The organism is Mesorhizobium sp. B2-3-12, assembly GCF_006442205.1.
In the GTDB taxonomy this organism is placed as follows: Bacteria; Pseudomonadota; Alphaproteobacteria; order Rhizobiales; family Rhizobiaceae; genus Mesorhizobium.
The window spans coordinates 1-3,519 of sequence record NZ_VFVR01000032.1 but is presented as its reverse complement, the minus strand read 5'-3'; the positions used below and the strand labels follow the sequence as shown (position 1 = coordinate 3,519).

Genomic DNA, 3,519 nt, shown 5'->3' with positions numbered 1-3,519 from the left:
AATGGGCGACAATGTCGATGCGCCGCGCGCCGGACTGCTGCAGCATTCGCAAGGTCACTTCGAGCTGGTCACGCCCGTGCTGTTCTCCTGGGCATCGAGCGCCAAGACGACCGGCTATATCTACGACAAGGACAGTTCCACAGCCGCCCGCGACGATCTCGAGGCGACGCTTCGGATGCTCGCCAAGACGCGGGTCAAGAGCATCGACATCATCGCCCATTCGATGGGGACCTGGCTGACCATGGAGGCGCTGCGCCAGCTCGCCATCACCGGCGACCGCGATCTCGGCGGCAAGCTGGGCTATGTCATCCTTGCCTCGCCTGATATCGACGTCGACGTGTTCAAGAAGCAGATGATCCGTTATGGCAAACCCGACAAGCCGTTCGCCGTGCTGCTTTCGGGCGATGACCGGGCGCTCAAATTGTCCTCGTTCATCTCCGGCGACAAACCGCGCGTCGGCGACTATGGCAACGCCGCCGATCTCGCCTCCTATGGCGTGTCGGTGGTCGATCTGACCAAGACGAAAGGCGGCGACGGCGGCCTCAACCACGCAAAATTCGCCGACAACCCGTTCCTGGTGCAATTGCTCGGCGACCGCCTGCGCACACCAGCTGGCCTCGCCTCGGACGAACCCGATCCGGCACAGCTCAACAATATAGGCCAGGGCCTCGGCAAGGCCGTTGGTTCGGTCGCCGAGGTCGTCATCACCACGCCATTCAAGGTGCTGACTATCGTCACCGGTGGGTGAGAGGTTCAGCCTATGTCGTACTCAATTTTGGTATTTGGTGGAATCGGTCTCGGCATTCTGGTTTATTTCAACCTTATGGATAAGAATACGCACCGGTGGCGAAAAATAGAGAACAGAAGCGATATGTACGCCTATATTGCTCTTTTCGGAACTATTATAGCTGGGATTATTGCGTCTTTTTTTGAAAATTACTTCTTCTGATTCCGTATGCAAATCCATACTGAGCTGTAACCGGCTCGCATATTCCGACAAAGTCTATACGAACAGATCGACCTTCTGGAACGTCGTCACGTCGATCAGGCCGACGTCTGAAATCCTCAGCTCCGGAATGACCACCAACGCCAGCAGCGAGTGCTGCATGTAGGCGTTGTTCAGGGAACAACCCATCTTGCGCATCGCCTCGGTCAGCTTTTCGGCCTTGGCGGCGACGATCTCGGCGCGTTCGTCCGACATCAGCCCGGCGATCGGCATTTCGACCAGCGCCAGTTCCTTGCCCTTGGAGAACAGCACGACGCCGCCGCCGACTTCACCCAGCCGGTTGACCGCCAGCGCCATGTCCTGCTTGTTGGTGCCGACGCAGATGATGTGGTGCGCGTCATGCGCCACGCTCGAGGCCATGGCGCAATCACCCATATAGCCGAAGCCGGAGACGAAGGCGTTGGTGACGCCGCCGGTGCCCCTGTGGCGCTCGACCAGCGCGATCTGGCAGACATCGTTGCGGCGGTCCATGGCAACCAGCCCATCCTCGACTGGAAGATCCGCCTCCAGCGCCCGCGTCGGCGCCTGGTTCTCGATGACGCCGATCACCCGCACCCGCACCTCGTTGGCGCCCTTGGGGGCCACGATGTCGAAATCCGCCGCCTTGAGTTTCTTGCCCAGCTTGACGGTGTTCTTCGCCGTCTCCGGATAGTCATAGGCCGGAATGTCGATGTCGAGCTTGCCCCCCTTGGCCAGCCTGACGCCGCGCGCATAGACCTCGTCTATGCTCATTGCGGCGAGATCGGAGACGATCAGCAGGTCGCCCAGGCGCCCCGGTGCGATCGAACCGATCTCGCGTTCCAGCCTGAAATGCTGGGCGGTATTGATCGTCGCCATCTGGATCGCCGTCACCGGCTTCAGCCCCTGGCTGATGGCGTGGCGCACCACCCGGTCCATGTGGCCTTCATGGACAAGGGTGCCGGAATGGCTGTCGTCGGTGCACAGGATGAAGTTGCGCGGATCGATGCCGCCTTCGGTCACCGCCTTGATCTGCGAGGCAACGTCGTACCAGGCGGAGCCCAGCCGCAGCATGGCCTTCATGCCCTGGCGCACGCGGGCAATCGCATCCTCGGCGCGTGTGCCTTCATGGTCGTCCTCGGGTCCGCCGGCGACATAGCCGTGGAACGGCAGGCCGAGATCGCGCGAGGCATAGTGGCCGCCCACCGTCTTGCCTGCCTTCACAGTGGCGGCGATCTCGCCCGACATCACCGGATCGTTGGCGGCGACGCCTGGGAAATTCATCACTTCGCCGAGCCCGATGATGTTTTCCCAGCTCATCGCCTCCGCGACATCGGCGACCGTCAGTTCGGCGCCGGCATGTTCAAGCCCAGGCGCCGAAGGCACGCAGGACGGCATCTGCACATGCACGTTGATGGGCATGGCCACCGCCTCGTCATGCATCAGGCGAACACCCGGCAAACCCAGCACATTGGCGATCTCGTGCGGGTCGATGAACATCGAGGTGGTGCCGTGCGGGATGACGGCGCGGCAGAATTCGGTCACCGTCACCATGCCGCTCTCGACATGCATGTGCGCGTCGCAAAGACCGGGCACGAGGTAGCGCCCGCCCGCGTCGACCACCTTGGTGCCCTGTCCGATCGTGTGGCCGGCATTCGGCCCGCAATAGGCGAAGCGGCCGCCTGATATGGAGATGTCGGTGCCGGCGATGATCTCGCCCGAATGGACGTTCACCCAACGCCCGTTGCGGATGACGAGATCGGCGGGTTTCCGGCCCATGGCGACGTCGACCAGATCGGTCGCCATTTCGGTCCAGGGTTTGGGTTTCGTTGCGCTCGCGGGCGGCTTTCTGGCCATCGAAGACTCCTGTTTGCCCGACTGTGCCAAGCCGACGGCGCTTTGGCCAGCGAGGAAGCGTGGATTTGCCTTGGGATGGCCTGGCTATTCGGGTTTGACGTCCACTTCGACCCTGGAACCGCCGGCTGAAATCCGCTCCGCGATGCGCTCGACTTCGCCCGGTTTGAACACCCCACTGACCATGATTTCACCGCCCAGTATCGGTTCCACGATGCGCGGCGAGGTCACCACGGCGCCGTCGATGCTGAGTTCGACGATCTTGCCGACATTTGCCCCGGTGAACATGGCAAAGGCCTTGCCGCTGTCGGGAGTGAGTTCGAGGCTGAGCATGTCCTGGCCCGAAGCAGGATCGGGAACGGCCACAGCCTTGACGATGATGAGCGTCAGCGGGTCGGCCACCGCTATCTGTGCGACCACCAGCACCGCCGTGACGGTCGTGATAAAGCGGGACGGGATGCGCAAGAAGGATCCTCCCATGGGCGGCGGCTGTTTCGCACAAGGCGCGCGCCGCCGCAATCGGAAGGACACCGAGAACCAAGAGGCGCCTGGCCCCTTCAATAACCGCGATCGGATCGAAACCGAACACGGTCGGCGTCAATCTCAGCCACGGTTTCCGAGCGTCGCCACCAGCACCGTTGCCGAGCTAGCAGCCGACCAGTCTCGCGGGATGCGGGGGCGGCCGACGCTCCCCAGTGGGC

3 protein-coding genes are annotated in these 3,519 nt (G+C 62.4%); 1 reads left to right on the top strand and 2 read right to left on the bottom strand.

All coding sequences use genetic code 11. The features are described from left to right. Positions 1–748: alpha/beta hydrolase (locus FJ948_RS30180; protein ID WP_246677660.1), on the top strand; the 748-nt coding region annotated here is incomplete at its 5' end. A gap of 255 nt (positions 749–1,003) precedes the next feature. Here FJ948_RS30180 and ade read toward each other — a convergent pair. Together ade and FJ948_RS30170 are read right to left on the bottom strand one after the other, a co-directional pair. Next, positions 1,004–2,821: an adenine deaminase gene (gene ade, locus FJ948_RS30175; protein WP_140710974.1), complete on the bottom strand. Its 1,818-nt coding sequence runs from the start codon at positions 2,819–2,821 to the stop codon at positions 1,004–1,006. 84 nt (positions 2,822–2,905) lie between these two features. Further along, complete coding sequence (locus FJ948_RS30170) at positions 2,906–3,283, bottom strand: hypothetical protein (RefSeq protein WP_140710972.1); 378 nt, start codon at positions 3,281–3,283, stop codon at positions 2,906–2,908. Between the last annotated feature and the right edge of the window lie 236 nt (positions 3,284–3,519).

Excerpts from the sequence above, each read along its gene's own strand:
- ade (WP_140710974.1), bottom strand. The coding sequence starts at position 2,821 with ATGGCCAGAAAGCCGCCCGCGAGCGCAACGAAACCCAAACCCTGGACC.